Source organism: Stutzerimonas tarimensis (genome assembly GCF_042648805.1).
GTDB lineage: Bacteria > Pseudomonadota > Gammaproteobacteria > Pseudomonadales > Pseudomonadaceae > Azomonas > Azomonas tarimensis.
Genome location: NZ_JBHRXZ010000024.1, coordinates 253743 through 267800 on the forward strand (window position 1 = coordinate 253743; position 14058 = coordinate 267800).

Here is a 14058-nt window from a genome sequence, read left to right on the forward strand (position 1 = left end):
CTCACAGGCGCCACCCTTTCGCCCCGCCATCAGCCGCGCTCGCCCGATTGCTTGACCTCGGCGAAGTCCTCTTCTCGCAACTCGGGAAGTTTCTTCGCGCAATAATCACTACCCAGTTCGGTCAGCGCCTTACACATGCCGTCCATTCGCTCCTCGACCGCCTGCACATGGTCGAGCAGCTGACCAATCGCCTTGGCTACCGGATCGGGCATATCCTGCCCGACCCCATAGGCATCGAATCCGATCTTCTCGGCCATGGCCTTGCGGCGAGCTTCTTGCTCGTCGTCGCTCTTGACGATAATGCGACCCGGTATCCCGACCGCCGTGGCGCCTGCCGGCACCGCCTTGGTAACCACCGCGTTGGAGCCGATCTTGGCCCCCGCACCCACGGTGAATGGCCCCAGCACCTTGGCACCGGCACCCACCACCACACCATCTTCCAGCGTAGGATGGCGCTTACCCTTGTTCCAGCTGGTACCCCCAAGGGTCACACCCTGGTAGATGGTGACATCGTCGCCGATCTCCGCCGTCTCGCCAATCACGATGCCGAAACCGTGGTCGATGAAGAAGCGTCGACCGATTCTGGCGCCTGGATGAATCTCGATTCCCGTGATCCAGCGGCTGGTATGCGACAACAGCCGAGCCAGCAGCTTCCAGTCGCGAACCCACAACCAATGCGCCACTCGGTGGACCCACACAGCGTGCAGGCCGGGATAGCAGGTCAACACCTCCACGGCGTTGCGCGCCGCCGGATCCCGATGGAATACGCTTCGGATATCTTCACGCATGCGTTCGAACATTATTCTTCCCCCCGCTTCCGGGCTTCGCCACGAGCGGCCTTCTGAGTCTCGGTCAGAATGCCGCGCAAGATGTTCATCTCCAGCCTGCTGACCGCACTGCGCCCGTAGAGCTTGCGCAAGCGGGCCATGAGATGGCGCGGCTTTTCCGGGTCGAGAAAACCGATGTCGACCAAGGTCTGCTCGAGATGAGCGTAGTACAGCTCCATCTCGTCCATGGTCGCCGGCTGGGTGCCGAGCATGGCAGTGGTCTCGACCTTCTCCATCTTTGTCGGACGGCCCCGGGCGGCAAGCCAGCTCATGCGCACTTCATAGGTAAGCACCTGAACGGCAGCTGCGAGGTTGAGCGAGCCAAACGACGGATCCGAGGGGATATGCACATGGAACTGGCAGCGCTGCAACTCCTCGTTGGTCAGGCCGGCGTATTCGCGACCGAATACCAGCGCGACTTCACCGCCCTGCTCGAGCTGCTCGACACAGGTCTCGCCGCACTCGCGGGGGTCGAGCAGCGGCCAGGGGATACGCCGGTCACGGGCGCTGGTGCCCAGCACCAGATTGCACCCGACCAGCGCCTGCTCCAGGGAATCGACCACTTGCGCCGACTCCAGCACGTCTGTCGCTCCAGAGGCGCGAGCCTCGGCCACGAGGCTTGGGAAGTCCTCGGGCTGCACCAGCACCAGGCGCGACAGCCCCATGGTTTTCATCGCCCGGGCGGTCGCACCGATGTTGCCGGGATGGCTGGTATTGACCAGCACCACGCGGATGTTCTGTAGCAAAGCGAAACTCTCAACTAATCGAACAGGCCGCAAGCTTACAGAAGCCACCGAAGCAACGCCATTGGCGCGCCGGCCATCACTGGATGTCGCCTGCCAATCTGATAGACTTGTCGGCTTTCTCATGATGCCCGGGTACCCAGAAACATGCAGCCAATGTTGAATATCGCGTTGCGCGCCGCTCGCACCGCCGGTGAACTCATCATTCGTTCCGTCGAGCGCCTGGATGTCATCTCGATCAGCGAAAAAGAAGCCAAGGATTATGTCACCGAGATCGACCGTGCTGCGGAACAGAGCATCATCAACGCGCTGCGCAAGGCCTATCCGAACCATGGGGTGATGGGTGAGGAAACCGGCCTGCAGCCTGGCTCGGGCGACGGCGCCGATTACCTGTGGATCATCGATCCGCTCGACGGGACCACCAATTTCGTCCGCGGCGTTCCGCATTACGCGGTCAGCATCGCCTGCAAGTACCGCGGCCGACTGGAGCATGCAGTGGTACTCGACCCGGTGCGCCAGGAAGAATTCACCGCCAGTCGCGGTCGTGGCGCGGCGCTCAACGGCAAGCGCATGCGCGTCAGCGCGCGCAAGAGCCTCGATGGCGCCCTGCTGGGCACGGGCTTCCCGTTTCGTGATGGCCAGCTGGACAACCTCGACAGCTATCTGGAGATGTTCCGCAGCCTGGTAGGCCCTACCGCCGGCATCCGTCGCGCCGGGGCAGCCAGCCTGGACCTCGCCTATGTGGCTGCAGGTCGCTACGACGCCTTCTGGGAGTTCGGCCTGTCCGAATGGGACATGGCCGCCGGCGCGCTACTGATCCAGGAAGCGGGCGGCCTGGTCAGTGATTTCAGCGGTGGCCACCAGTTCCTCGACAAGGGCCACATCGTTGCGGGCAATACCAAGTGCTTCAAGGCAGTCCTGACAGCCATCCAGCCGCACCTGACCCCATCGCTCAAGCGCTGAGCGACAGGCGACACCGACGACCCGGCTCTGGCCGGGTTTTCTTTGCCCGTAGAAACGCCGAACCCCGCCGCAGCGGGGTTCGGTGCCAACTAGCGATCTCAGGGACGCTCGTCGACCTCCTCCACTACCGGAGGAATGAGGTCATCCCGGGTCAGCTTCAGACCGATCAGGGTAAGATTGGCCACGTACAGCGACGAGGTGGTTCCAGCGATCACGCCGATGAACAACGCCAGCGAGAAGCCCCAGAGGTTTTCGCCGCCAAACAGCAGCAACGCCCCTACCGCCAGCAAGGTGGAGATGGAAGTCGCCAGGGTCCGCAGCAGGGTCTGGGTCGCCGAGATGTTGATGTTCTCGATCAGCTCCACGCGTCGCAGCAAACGGAAGTTCTCCCGGATTCGGTCGAAGATCACGATGGTGTCGTTCAGCGAATAACCGATGGTCGCCAGCACCGCGGCCAGCACCGTCAGGTCAAAGGTCAGCTCGAAGAGTGAAAACACCCCCAGTACCAGGATCACGTCATGGAACAGCGACAGGACCGCGCCGCAGCTGAACTTCCACTGGAACCGGAACGCGACGTAGATCAGGATGCCGAACAGCGCAAGCAGCATCCCCATCCCGCCCTGGTCGCGCAGCTCCTCGCCCACCGCCGGCCCGACAAACTCGACCCGACGCACCTCGAAGGGGTTGTCACCACCGCGCAGTGCCTGCGCCAGGCGCTCGCCCAGCTGCGGATCGTCCCCGCTCATGCGCACCACCACATCGCTGGCCGCGCCAAAGCTCTGCACCACGGCATCGCCAAAACCTTCGGCAGCCAGCTGCGAGCGGATCGCCTCCAGCTGCGCCGGGCGCTCGTAGCCCAGCTCCACCATGGTACCGCCGGTGAAATCCAGGCCGAAATTCAACCCTTTGATCGCCAGACTGGCCAGTGACGCCAGCATCAGCAGCAGGGTGATCGACACGATAAGGTGTCGAACCCTCATGAAATTGATAACGCGCTTCATCGTGCTAGCCCTCAGATCCACAGCTTCTTGATGTCACGGCCACCAAATATCAGGTTGACCATGCCGCGGGTCACGACCAGCGCGGTGAACAGCGAAGTCAGGATGCCAATCGACAGGGTTACGGCGAACCCCTTGATCGGCCCCGTACCCAGCGCAAAGAGAATCCCGCCGACCAGCAAGGTGGTGAGGTTGCCGTCGATGATTGCCGAGAAGGCGCGATCGAAACCCTCGTGCAGGGCACGCTGGATCGACATGCCATTGGCAATTTCCTCCCGGATCCGCGAGAAGATCAGCACGTTGGCATCCACCGCCATGCCCATGGTCAGGACAATGCCGGCGATACCCGGCAGCGTCAGCGTGGCGCCGATAACGGACATCACAGCGACCAGGCAGACCATGTTGAACAGCAGTGCTACCGTCGCCAGCAGACCAAAGAACCTGTAGATCGCGAGAATGAACAGCGCCACCAGCAGGAACCCCCAGAGGGATGCCTGCACACCCAGGCGGATGTTTTCCGCGCCAAGGCTCGGACCGATGGTGCGCTCTTCGGCGAAGTACATCGGTGCCGCCAGGCCACCTGCGCGCAGCAGCAGCGCGAGTTCCGAGGATTCGCCCTGGCCGTCGAGGCCGGTGATGCGGAACTGGCTACCCAGCGGCGACTGAATGGTCGCCAGGCTGATGATGCCCCGCTCCTCCTCGAACGCCTGCACCGGCACCTCGCGCATTTCGCCATCCACTTCCTGGCGCACGTAGCGGGTCACCGGGCGCTGCTCGATGAAAATCACCGCCATGCTGCGCCCGACGTTGGTCCGGGTGGCACGATTCATCAGGTCGCCGCCATAGCCATCGAGCCGGATGTTGACCTGCGGACGGCCGTTTTCGTCGAAGCTGGCCTGAGCATCGGTGACCTGGTCGCCAGCGATGATCACGCTGCGCTCCAGGGCCACCGGTGGTCGCTCGGAATTTCGAAAGCCCAGCTCCTCGGTGGCCGCCCGGGCCGCGTCGGGCAGGGCCGCCAGACGAAACTCGAGGTTTGCCGTGGCACCGAGAATCCGCTTGGCCTCGGCAGTGTCCTGCACGCCTGGCAGCTCCACGACGATGCGGTTGGCACCCTGGCGCTGAACCAGCGGCTCCGCCACCCCGAGTTCGTTGACCCGGTTACGCACGGTGGTGAGGTTCTGCCGGATGGAGTACTCACGAATCTCCGCCAGACGCGTATCGGTGAGCGCCAGCGTCAGCACCTGCAGCTCGTTGCGGCTGGCGGTGGTCGTTACGAAGTCGTTGTAATTCTGGCGGATCAGCGTCTGCGCGCGATTGAGCGACTCGTTGTCAGTGAAGCCGATCTGGATCCGATCAGCCTGGGCCGGCAGGCTGCGATAGCGCACCCGCTCGCGGCGCAGCAGCGCCTTGACTTCGCTGTCGTAGACGTTCAGGCGAGTTTCCACCGCTCGCTCCATGTCCACTTCCAGCAGAAAGTGCACGCCCCCTGCAAGGTCCAGGCCGAGCTTCATGGGCGACGCGCCCAGGCTTCGTAGCCAATCGGGCGTTGTCGGCGCCAGGTTGAGCGCGGCGATGTAGTCATCGCCCAGCGCGCGACGGACGATGTCCTTGGCGGGCAGCTGATCCTCCTGCTCCTGCAATCGGATCATCCCGCCCCGGCCCTGCTCGCCGAGCGAGGTCGCCTTGACCGCGATACCCGCTTCTTCAAGCGCCTGGCGGGCGACTGTCAGCTCGCTCTCGGTCACTTGCAGTGCCACGCTTGAGCCACTGATCTGAATCGCCGGATCGTCGGGATAGAGGTTCGGTGCTGAATAGACGCAGGCGATGGCAAGCACCGCCAGGATCAGCACGTATTTCCAAAGGGGATATTTATTGAGCATGACGCAGCCCGCTTAAGACGCGGGGCGCCTTGCGCGCCCCGTCGGAAAGATGAACCTGAAGCCGGCTTAGATGGCCTTCAGAGTGCCCTTGGGCAGCGTGGCGGCCACAGCCACCTTCTGGAACTTGAGTTCGACAGTATCGGACACTTCCAGGACCACGAAATCGTCCGCCACTTTGACTACTTTGCCAGCGATACCGCCGGAGGTCACCACTTCGTCGCCCTTCTGCAGGCCGCCGATGAGGTTCTTGTGCTCCTTGGCGCGCTTGGCCTGAGGGCGCCAGATCATCAGATAGAAGATGACCACGAAGCCGACCAGCATCAGGATGCTCATCATGTCCCCACCCGGGGCCCCTGCAGGTGCAGCGCCTTCCTGGGCATGGGCAGCAGAAATCAGAAAGCTCATTTACCACTCCTAGTTGTACAGATCGTTGGCTGGTGTTCAGCCCAGCGGCGGGGTCGGCTGCCCGCGCCGAGCATAAAATGCGTCGACAAAGGCCGCCAATTTACCCTGTCCGATGGCGTCGCGTAAACCGGACATCAACCGTTGGTAATGTCGCAAGTTGTGAATCGTATTGAGCATGCTTCCCAGCATTTCGCCGCATTTATCCAAATGATGCAGGTAAGCGCGGGAGAAATGGGTGCAGGTGTAGCAGTCGCAACCCGGATCCAGCGGTGACTCATCGTGCCGATGGACCGCATTGCGGATTTTGATCACGCCGGTATCGGTGAACAGGTGGCCGTTGCGCGCATTGCGGGTCGGCATCACGCAATCGAACATGTCCACACCGCGCCGTACGCCCTCCACCAGATCTTCGGGTTTGCCGACCCCCATCAGGTAGCGAGGCTTGTCCGCCGGCATCTGCGGGGGCAGGAAATCAAGCACCCGGATCATCTCCTCCTTCGGCTCACCGACCGACAGGCCACCGATCGCCAGGCCGTCGAAGCCGATCTCGCAGAGGCCTTCGAGCGAACGCATCCGCAGCGACTCATGCATGCCGCCCTGGACGATACCGAACAGCGCCGCCGGATTCTCCGCGTGCGCTGCCTTGGAGCGCCTGGCCCAGCGTAGCGACAGCTCCATCGAACGACGGGCCGTGTCCTCGTCCGCAGGGTAGGGCGTGCATTCGTCAAAGATCATCACGATATCCGAGCCCAGCTCGCGCTGCACCTGCATCGACTCTTCCGGCCCCATGAACACCTTGCTGCCATCGACCGGCGAGGCAAAATACACGCCTTCCTCCTTGATCTTGCGCAGCGCGCCCAGGCTGAACACCTGAAATCCACCGGAATCGGTGAGGATCGGCCCCTGCCATTGCATGAAATCGTGCAAGTCGCCGTGCTCGCGGATCACCCGGGTACCCGGGCGCAGCCAGAGATGGAAGGTGTTACCCAGGATGATCTGGGCGCCAATGGCCTCGATATCCCGCGGCAGCATGCCCTTCACCGTGCCGTAGGTGCCCACCGGCATGAAGGCCGGCGTCTCGACTACGCCCCTGGGAAAGGTCAGGCGGCCTCTACGCGCCCGCCCCTCGGTAGCCAGAAGCTCGAAGGACATATGGCAATCACGACTCATGCTGCACCTCGGGACCGCGCGCGGCGGGATTGCGGGTGATGAACATGGCATCACCGTAACTGAAGAAACGATAGCGAGCTTCAACGGCCGCCTGGTAGGCCACCATGGTCTGCGCATATCCCGCGAAGGCCGACACGAGCATGATCAGCGTCGACTCGGGCAGGTGGAAATTGGTGACCAGCGCATCGACCACATGGAAGGGTTTTCCCGGGTACAGGAAGATGTCGGTATCGCCGCTGAAGGCCTTGAGTTCGCCGTCACGTGCAGCGCTCTCCAGCGAACGGACGCTGGTGGTTCCAACCGCGACCACCCTGCCATCACGCTGCCGGCAGGCGGCGACCGCATCGACCACCTCTTGCCCCACCTGCAGCCATTCGCTATGCATCTGATGCGCCTCGAGCCGATCGACCCGCACCGGCTGAAAGGTACCGGCACCCACATGCAGGGTGACAAAGGCCGTTTCGACGCCCTTGTCGCGAATGGCCTGAAGCAACGGCTCGTCGAAGTGCAAGCCAGCCGTGGGCGCTGCGACCGCACCGGTGTTTCGTGCATAGACGGTCTGGTAGCGCTCGCGATCCGCATCCTCATCGGGCCGGTCTATATAAGGAGGCAGCGGCATGTGACCGATTCGCTCGAGCAGCGGCAGAACTGGCTCGTCAAAAACCAACTCGAACAGCGTGTCATGGCGCGCCCGCATTTCCACCTCGCCACCCCCGTCCAGCCGGATCCGGCTACCCGGCTTCGGCGATTTGCTCGAACGTACATGGGCAAGCACCCGCCGCTCATCGAGAACGCGCTCGATGAGGATTTCCAGTCGGCCACCACTGAGCTTGCTCCCGAACAGGCGCGCTGGAATCACCCGGGTGTCATTGAACACCATGAGATCGCCAGGCCGCAGGTAATCCAACAGATCGGTGAACTGGCGATGCGCGAGCTCACCGGTGGGGCCATCGAGCACCAACAGACGACTGGCCCGACGCTGCGGCAGAGGATGGCGAGCGATCAGGCATTCAGGGAGTTCAAAGGAAAAATCAGCGACGCGCATCAGATTACCGGCACGAACAGCAAACAAAGGGCGCAAAGCTTAGCCGAAACCCGTCCGCCTGACCATGTCAGGACGATTGACCGAGCGCATCAGGGTCCCTATACTTCGCCGCCGTTGTGCCTCGGTGGCGGAATCGGTAGACGCGGCGGATTCAAAATCCGTTTCTGGCGACAGAGTGAGAGTTCGAGTCTCTCCCGAGGCACCAATTTCTAGAAGCATCCCTGCGGCCCGCAGGACATTACGCCCAAGGGCGGCGCTGAGCCTCCAGGCGGCCTTTTTCACGTCTCGACAAAAGTCGGATATTTCGTTACTCAAGGGGATTGGCTTTTCCTCTGGAGTTGGCGTAGAGTGTCCTCACTGTTTGCATAGGTCGCTGTTGAATCGTGACCTGGTGCGGTAGATCTTCAGATCCGCTTCATCCGCTCGACTTCTCTTACCTGTTGCAACAGTCCCCAGCCCTAACCCTGTGGGCTGTCTTTCAACACAGTTTCAAGGTAATTAAGATATGTCGAATCGGCAGAGCGGCACTGTAAAGTGGTTTAACGACGAGAAGGGCTACGGCTTCATCACTCCGGAAAGCGGCCCGGACCTGTTTGTCCACTTCCGTGCAATCGAAGGCAATGGCTTCAAGAGCCTGAAAGAAGGCCAGAAGGTCAGCTTCGTTGCTGTCCAGGGCCAGAAAGGCATGCAAGCCGATCAAGTCCAGATCGCGGAATAAGCTGCCGCTCCGAAAAGCCCCTGATGGCAACATCAGGGGCTTTTTTGCGCCTGCGATAAAGTAGAATGCGCCCCGCCTGTCTCGACGAGATCTCCGATGCGCAAACATCAGCTCCATCCCCAGGGCGACTTCCCGCCCGCCTCGCTTCCGCGCCGCCTGGCCGCCATGTTCTACGACATGCTGCTTTCCATCGCACTGGTCATGGTCGTCACCCTTGTCTATCAGCAGGTGATCCTGCGGCTCATCTACGGCAGTGAGGGCTTGCTGGCCATGGCTGAAGCCGGCGGCCTCGACATCGACCCGATACTCTCGACCCTGCTGCTGTTCAGCCTTTTCGCCTTTTTCGCCAAATTCTGGACCCATACCGGACAGACCCTGGGAATGCAGGTCTGGGGTGTTCGCATCCAGAATGCCGATGGCAGCGCCGTCGACCTTTGGCAAGCGCTGCTGCGCTTTCTGCTGGCCATCGTTTCGTGGCTATGCCTGGGCCTGGGGTTTTTCTGGGCACTGTTCGACAAGCGCAAGCGCACCTGGCATGACATTTATTCGGAAAGCCAGGTGGTCCAACTGCCGAAAGGCGCACATCGAAAGTAGCCTCGGCGTGAACGAGTGATGGTGGTCAGGCCGGACGACTCGACACCGGCCGCCCAGCCTCGGAGCCGTCCATCGATGTCACTGCTATCTGGCTGACTATCCCGCCCTGCGCAACAACCACAGCCCGATCAATGCACTGATGCTCGCCGGCACCAGCACGGCCAGCAGCGGCGGAAAACCAAACACCTGACTTGCCGGACCAAGCAGATCCTGGGCGATTCGAAACACGAAACCCACCACCACACCGGTGAAGATTCGTTGACCCAGTGTCACCGATCGCAGCGGGCCAAAAATGAACGAGATGGCCATCAGCACCAGTGACAGGGTGACCACTGGCTGCAATGCCTTGGTCCAGAAGGCCAGCCAGTAGCGGCTGTTGGCCAGCCCCTGGTCGGCCAGATAATGAATGTACTGCCAGAGCCCACTGATGGAGAGCGCTTCCGGCTCGAGCACGACGGTGCTGAGCAGTTCCGGTGACAGCTGAACGTCCCAGCGCGACTCGACGACCTGCTCCACCTCGGTATGATCGCCCCGGAAATGGGTGATCGCCACATCGGTGAGTAACCAGTGGTCCTCACGGAAGTCCGCCCGGCGAGCGAAGCTGGAGGCGATCAGTACCCGATCATCATCGAAGCGGTGGCGCGTCACGCCAAACAACACGCCGTTGGGTTGCACCGAGTTCACATGCACGAACTCGTCGCCCTGCCGATGCCACAAGCCACTTCTGCTGCTCTGCGCCTCCCCTCCACCCAGGGCCATGGAGCGACCGGCCTGGGCGCGGTTCTCGGTCCAGGGTGCCACGTACTCGCCCACCAGCAGACCTACCAGCATGATCACCAGCATGGGCTTCATTACCGCCCAGACGATCTGCCCGAGCGACATCCCCGCAGCACGCATTATGGTCAGCTCACTGCTGCTGGCGAGCGCACCGAGGCCGATCAGGCAACCGATCAGCGCACTCATCGGCAGCATCTCGTAGAGCCGGCGCGGTGCGGTCAGCAGCACGTAGGTGATCGCCTCCAGCGTGCCGTAGCTCCCATCGATATCACCAAGCTCATCGATGAAGGCGAACAGCAGCGACAGCCCGACGATGATGCCCAGCACGGCGAGGATGGCCAACAGCACGTGCTGACCGATGTATCGATGCAGCCTAGACATGACTGATGCCCTCGCCTGCCCGATCACCGCGGACGTGCCACCACAGGCGCAACGACTCCCAGTACAGCAGCAGCAGGCCGATCAGCAGGAACAGGCCGTGCACCCACCAGAGCCCGAGCCCGGCCGGCAGGCGGCCACGATCCATCCAGCCACGCGCCGCGATCAGCAACGACAGGTATGCCATGTAAAGCAGGATCGCTGGCAACAGTTTGAGATAGCGCCCCTGGCGCGGGTTGACCCGCGCCAGGGGCACGGCCAGTACCGTGACCACGAAAGCCAGAAGCGGCAGGGAAAGGCGCCACTGCAGTTCACTGCGATGACGAAGGTCGGCGCTGCCCATCAATTCGGTGGTGGGTATGGCTTCGAGCTCCCCCAGCTCGACGCTGACCTGGGGACGCTGCAGCAGCACGCCGTAGGTGTCGTAGGAGATGACACGGTAATCGGCGTCCCCAGGGTGGCCATCGTAGCGGTAGCCATTCTCCAGGATGAGATAGCGGCTGCCATCAGGCTGGATTTCCTGTCGGCCACTCTGCGCCACCAGCACCGTGACCCCTCGCCCTTGCTGGCCCGCAGGGTTGGTTTCGGAAATGAACACCCCGCCCAGCTCGGTCCGGTCCGCCGAGAGCTCACGCGTGTAGGTGACCCGCGAGCCGTCGCGCAGGCGCTGGAAGCGGCCCGGCACCAGGGTGTCGAATTCGGTCAGCGCGTCCTGCTCGTTGAGGATCCGCGCCACCTCGCCCAGCCCCCGTGGCGCCAGGCTCAGGCTCAGCCAGGCAACCAGCATCGCCACCACCAGCGCAGGCGCCAGCGTATACAGCAGCAGCCGCCGCTCGCTCATGCCCGTCGCCGACAACACCGTCATTTCACTGTCGAGGTAGAGCCTGCCGTAGGCCAGCAGGATTCCGAGAAACAACCCCAGCGGCAGGATCAGCTGCAGGAACCCGGGCATCCTGAAGCCCATGATCAGAAACAGCACGCCGGGATCCAGTACCCCCTGCGCGGCCTGCGCCAGGTACTTGATGAATCGGCCGCTCATGATGATCACCAACAGCACCGCGCTGACCGCGGACAGCGTCACCAGCACCTCACGAGACAGGTATCGAAAGATAATCAAACCGTATACTCCAGGGTTGTCAGGGTCAGGCGGCTGTGCTCAAACTAGCCGGCAACATTGCCGGGCCGCCCGCAGACGAACCATCGGAAAAATGGCGGGCATTATCCTGCAAACCCGCTTCCTTGTCTTGGGGACACAGCTACATGGAATTCGTTGTCAAAAGCGCCAATGCCACCTCCGTCAAAACCGCCACCCTGGTCCTTCCCATTGCCGAGGGCTGTCTCCTTGGCGAGGTTGCCCAGGCCGTGGACGTCGCGAGCGATGGTGCCCTGACTGCCGTGCTCAAGCGCAAGGACATCGAAGGCAAGCCGGGACAGACCCTGTTGCTGCACCACCTGCCGAATCTCAAGGCCGAGCGCATATTGCTGGTGGGCATCGGCAAGGCTGACGAACTTACCACCCGCAACTGGCGCAAGGTCTCCGGCGCCATCAATTCCGTGCTCAAGGGGCTCGGTGGCAGCGACGCGGCGCTGGCGATGCAGGAAATCAGGGTGCAAGGTCGCGACGCCTATGCCAGCGCGCGGCTGCTGGTTGAGATCCTTGCCGATGGGCAGTATCTCTTCGAACAGTTCAAGAGCAAGAAATCCGATCCGCGCGCGCTGAAGAAGATCACCCTGCTCTGCGCCAAGCCCGACCAGCCCGAGCTCGAGCGGGGCGTCGCGCATGCCCAGGCGATCGCCGCCGGCATGACCTACACCCGCGACCTCGGCAACCTGCCGCCGAACATCTGCCATCCAACCTATCTGGCTGACGAGGCCAAGAAGCTCGCCAAGGGCAACAAGAGCCTGAAGGTCGAGTCGCTGGACGAGAAACAACTCCGCGAGCTGGGCGCTGGCGCCTTTCTCGCCGTTGCCCAGGGCAGTGACCAGCCTCCGCGCCTGATCGTGCTGCAGTACAGCGGTGGCAAGAAGTCCGACAAGCCTTACGTGATCGTCGGCAAGGGCATCACTTTCGACACCGGCGGCATCAGCCTCAAGCCCGGCGCCGCCATGGACGAGATGAAGTACGACATGTGCGGCGCGGCTACCGTTCTCGGCCTGTTCGAAACCCTGATCCGCCTGCAACTGCCGATCAACGTCGTCGGCCTGGTCGCCTGCGCGGAAAACATGCCCAGCGGTGGCGCGAGCCGCCCCGGGGACATCGTCACCACCATGAGCGGGCAGACAGTCGAGATCCTCAACACCGATGCCGAGGGCCGTCTGGTGCTGTGCGACACCCTGACCTACGCCGAGCGCTTCAAGCCCCAGGCCGTGATCGACATAGCCACCCTCACCGGCGCCTGCATCGTGGCCCTGGGTAGCCACACCACCGGCCTGCTTGGCAACGACGACGAACTGGTGCAGCAGTTGCTGCAAGCCGGCCAGTCTGCCGATGACCGCGCCTGGCAGCTTCCGCTGTTCGACGAATACCAGGAGCAGTTGGACAGCCCCTTCGCCGACATGGCCAACATTGGCGGCTCCAAGGCTGGCACCATCACTGCGGCCTGCTTCCTGTCCCGCTTCACCAAGGCCTATCCCTGGGCGCACCTGGATATCGCCGGTACCGCCTGGGTGAGCGGAGGGAAGGAAAAGGGCGCCACCGGCCGTCCGGTGCCGATGCTGACCCAGTACCTGCTTGACCGCCTGCAGTCGGCCTGACCCAGCGGCGACCCACTGAGCATGACGCGCATCGAGTTCTATGTCCTGCCAGACGCCGATCCCAAAGGTCGGTTGCTGGCAGCCTGCCGCCTGGCCAGCAAGGCCTGGCAGCATGAATTGCCGGTATTCGTGCGCTGTCAGGACGAGCGGGAGTGCGGCGAACTGGACGCCTTGCTCTGGAGTTTTCGCGGCGAGCGCTTCATTCCTCACAACCTGCATGACGAGGACCCGATGGCCCCGGTGGTCATCGGGCTCGACCAGCCGCCAGCGCAACCCCAGGCAGTGCTGATCAACCTCGCTCAGGACCTGTCGGGTCATCTTGACCGTTACAGCCGGGTGTTCGAAATCGTCAACCAGGAGCCGCATCAGCTGGCGCGCAGCCGGGAGAACTTCCGCGTGTACCGGCGACAGGGCTATGATCCGAAGCGCGTAGAACTCTGACCACGCCGCGGAGCGAACATGGAAGACACCTCCCCAAAAACCCGGCCCCTTCTGGATGACCTGGAAGCCATTCACGAACTGCTGGACGGCCACGCCTCCGCAGTGTCGCTGATCGACCCCGACCTGGTTCCGGTGCTCTGCGAGGTGGTGGAGCCATCCATTCAGGACACCCGGCTTTCACCTCAGTTAAGGACCGAGGCGAGTCTGATCGTGCGGCAACTGATCGAAGAATTTCTACCACAGATCGAGACTGAGCTGCGGCGTCGGCTGGAAGTGCGCCTCGACCACTTGAGCCGCGTGCGCAAACCCTGAGCATCCGAGAGCGTCGCTGCGGTCCCGGCCCACGCGCTTTGCCTTTATAC

Annotated in this window: 15 protein-coding genes and 1 tRNA gene; 7 read left to right on the forward strand and 9 right to left on the reverse strand. The window is 62.6% G+C overall.

The genetic code is table 11. The annotated features are described in order from the left end of the window. Positions 1–29 precede the first annotated feature (29 nt). Positions 30–800 (reverse strand): serine O-acetyltransferase, encoded by a 771-nt coding sequence (gene cysE, locus ACFOMF_RS15065; RefSeq protein ID WP_386366342.1) that lies wholly within the window; start codon positions 798–800, stop codon positions 30–32. Beyond that, positions 800–1573, reverse strand: a complete 774-nt coding sequence (trmJ, locus tag ACFOMF_RS15070; protein ID WP_386366344.1) for a tRNA (cytosine(32)/uridine(32)-2'-O)-methyltransferase TrmJ — start codon at positions 1571–1573, stop codon at positions 800–802. The genes cysE and trmJ overlap by 1 nt, the downstream gene beginning before the upstream one ends. Positions 1574–1717: 144 nt before the next feature. Here trmJ and suhB point away from each other — a divergent pair, with 144 nt between their 5' ends. After that, a complete protein-coding gene (gene suhB, locus ACFOMF_RS15075; RefSeq protein WP_386366346.1) occupies positions 1718–2533 on the forward strand; it encodes a type III secretion system regulator SuhB in 816 nt (271 codons plus the stop codon). Between the two features lie 98 nt (positions 2534–2631). Here suhB and secF read toward each other — a convergent pair whose 3' ends face one another. The 5 genes from secF to queA all read right to left on the reverse strand — a co-directional run bounded on the left by secF (position 2632) and on the right by queA (position 8034). Then, positions 2632–3534 (reverse strand): protein translocase subunit SecF, encoded by a 903-nt coding sequence (gene secF, locus ACFOMF_RS15080; protein ID WP_386366349.1) that lies wholly within the window; start codon positions 3532–3534, stop codon positions 2632–2634. 11 nt (positions 3535–3545) lie between these two features. Then, positions 3546–5414: a protein translocase subunit SecD gene (gene secD / locus ACFOMF_RS15085; RefSeq protein WP_386366352.1), complete on the reverse strand. Its 1869-nt coding sequence runs from the start codon at positions 5412–5414 to the stop codon at positions 3546–3548. 66 nt (positions 5415–5480) lie between these two features. Then, positions 5481–5819, reverse strand: a complete 339-nt coding sequence (gene yajC, locus ACFOMF_RS15090; RefSeq protein WP_386366354.1) for a preprotein translocase subunit YajC — start codon at positions 5817–5819, stop codon at positions 5481–5483. Between the two features lie 36 nt (positions 5820–5855). Continuing rightward, complete coding sequence (gene tgt, locus ACFOMF_RS15095; protein WP_386366860.1) at positions 5856–6971, reverse strand: tRNA guanosine(34) transglycosylase Tgt; 1116 nt, start codon at positions 6969–6971, stop codon at positions 5856–5858. A gap of 7 nt (positions 6972–6978) precedes the next feature. After that, positions 6979–8034, reverse strand: a complete 1056-nt coding sequence (gene queA / locus ACFOMF_RS15100) for a tRNA preQ1(34) S-adenosylmethionine ribosyltransferase-isomerase QueA (protein ID WP_386366355.1) — start codon at positions 8032–8034, stop codon at positions 6979–6981. Between the two features lie 118 nt (positions 8035–8152). On the opposite strand from queA, the gene ACFOMF_RS15105 reads away from it, so the two are divergent. From ACFOMF_RS15105 to ACFOMF_RS15115, 3 genes are all read left to right on the forward strand, one after another. Continuing rightward, positions 8153–8239: transfer RNA gene (locus ACFOMF_RS15105), tRNA-Leu, on the forward strand. Positions 8240–8539: 300 nt separating this feature from the next. Next, positions 8540–8752: a cold-shock protein gene (locus ACFOMF_RS15110; protein WP_386366356.1), complete on the forward strand. Its 213-nt coding sequence runs from the start codon at positions 8540–8542 to the stop codon at positions 8750–8752. A 96-nt stretch (positions 8753–8848) separates the two neighbouring features. Then, positions 8849–9346 (forward strand): RDD family protein, encoded by a 498-nt coding sequence (locus tag ACFOMF_RS15115; RefSeq protein WP_386366358.1) that lies wholly within the window; start codon positions 8849–8851, stop codon positions 9344–9346. Positions 9347–9442: 96 nt separating this feature from the next. Here the strand turns inward: ACFOMF_RS15115 and lptG are convergent, their stop codons facing one another. Beyond that, entirely contained in the window at positions 9443–10504 is a 1062-nt protein-coding gene (gene lptG, locus ACFOMF_RS15120; protein WP_386366360.1) for an LPS export ABC transporter permease LptG, read from the reverse strand. Then, positions 10497–11618, reverse strand: a complete 1122-nt coding sequence (gene lptF, locus ACFOMF_RS15125) for an LPS export ABC transporter permease LptF (protein WP_386366362.1) — start codon at positions 11616–11618, stop codon at positions 10497–10499. Before lptF ends, lptG begins: the two co-directional genes overlap by 8 nt. Positions 11619–11761: 143 nt before the next feature. On the opposite strand from lptF, the gene ACFOMF_RS15130 reads away from it, so the two are divergent. From ACFOMF_RS15130 to ACFOMF_RS15140, 3 genes are read left to right on the forward strand one after another with little or no spacing between them, the layout of a single operon-like run. Further along, the gene (locus ACFOMF_RS15130; RefSeq protein ID WP_386366364.1) at positions 11762–13255 is read left to right on the forward strand and encodes a leucyl aminopeptidase; all 1494 of its coding nucleotides are present in this window, start codon (positions 11762–11764) and stop codon (positions 13253–13255) included. A gap of 21 nt (positions 13256–13276) precedes the next feature. Continuing rightward, complete coding sequence (locus tag ACFOMF_RS15135) at positions 13277–13696, forward strand: DNA polymerase III subunit chi (protein WP_386366367.1); 420 nt, start codon at positions 13277–13279, stop codon at positions 13694–13696. An 18-nt stretch (positions 13697–13714) separates the two neighbouring features. Further along, entirely contained in the window at positions 13715–14008 is a 294-nt protein-coding gene (locus tag ACFOMF_RS15140) for a DNA polymerase III subunit chi (protein ID WP_386366369.1), read from the forward strand. Positions 14009–14058: the final 50 nt, after the last annotated feature.